This is a genomic window from Pedobacter terrae (genome assembly GCF_900100705.1).
Classification (GTDB): domain Bacteria; phylum Bacteroidota; class Bacteroidia; order Sphingobacteriales; family Sphingobacteriaceae; genus Pedobacter; species Pedobacter terrae.
In genome coordinates this window covers 1-1,253 of the sequence record NZ_FNCH01000059.1, presented here as the reverse complement: position 1 = coordinate 1,253, position 1,253 = coordinate 1, and the positions used below count along the sequence as shown (strand labels likewise).

The 1,253-nt window shown below is 37.9% G+C and carries 1 protein-coding gene; it reads left to right on the top strand.

Features of this window, described 5'->3' with window-relative positions:
• Positions 1-200 precede the first annotated feature (200 nt).
• Positions 201-1,223 (top strand): IS110 family RNA-guided transposase, encoded by a 1,023-nt coding sequence (locus BLR60_RS24585; protein ID WP_090502675.1) that lies wholly within the window; start codon positions 201-203, stop codon positions 1,221-1,223.
• The last annotated feature ends 30 nt before the right edge of the window (positions 1,224-1,253 follow it).

The following is a 1,253-nucleotide window of genomic DNA, read 5'->3' as shown; positions in this document are numbered from 1 at the left end:
CTTAAATTATAAATCAGATTACCTAAAACGGTAGCGGCACATTAAGAGTTCGTCAAGGTTTTTATGCCTATGAAATGATGCAATCCGCTACCGTTTTTTCCCTTAGTGACCAGATAACAATTAGGGCAATACCCATTATTAAGGACTAGGATCGATGGGGTAAAACTTAGGTAACCACTACAAACATAAAAAATAACAGGATGATTGCCACAACAAAATTTTTTATCGGGATCGATGTTTCCAAACCACACTTCGATATTGCATTGATGGCCGTTGTGAACCATGTAAAACAGGAGATCATAACCGCACGGTTTGACAACACCGCTCCAGGGATAAAGCTTTTAGAGAAGTGGTTGAAATCACAGAAAACCACATTCAATGAGGACTCCTTGGTTGTTATGGAAAATACCGGGATCTATCACCGTTTAATATGGACTTTCTGCAGCAACAGAAATCTGCCCATCCATATTGGCAATGCAGCACATATTAAATGGAGTTTTGGGATAGCAAGGGGTAAAAATGATAAGGTAGATAGTATACGTTTATGTAACTATGCATTTAAAGAAGCGGATGATCTAAAGGCCACCCCAGTATTAAATGCACAGTTGTTGCATCTGAAAGATTTTGTATCAGCCAGAACTAAATTGCTTAAACAGAAATCCAGCCTTGGTGTATCGATTAAAGAACTTGAGAATGTCAATGATAAATCACATCAGAAACTGATTGAAAAGGCAATGAAAAATGCACTTGATGGGATCTCGAAATCCATTAAGAATATTGAGGATCAGATCAAAAAGATTATTTCAGAAAACCAGGATTTCAAGCGTAACTATAAACTATTGATCAGTATCCCCGGGATAGGGCATGTTACCGCAGTGTACCTGATTGGCTGCACGGCAAATTTTGCAGGACAGCCCAGCGGGAAAGAACTGGCCTGTTATGCAGGGGTAGCGCCATTTGAACACAGCAGCGGTATAAGTATCAAAGGTAAAACCAGGGTACACCGGATGGCGAATAAAGAACTTAAAAGATTGTTGCATATGTGTGCATTATCTCTAATTCAACATAATCAGGAATTCAAAGCATATTATAACAGAAAAAAGGATGAAGGGAAGCACAGCATGAGCATAATTAATGCAGTCAGAAACAAGATAGCGTTAAGGGTTGCTGCAGTTATAAAAAATCAAGCCAGCTATAAAAATAACTATAAAATAGCTGCTTAAAATTTGTTTTTATCATAACAATCATTTCGA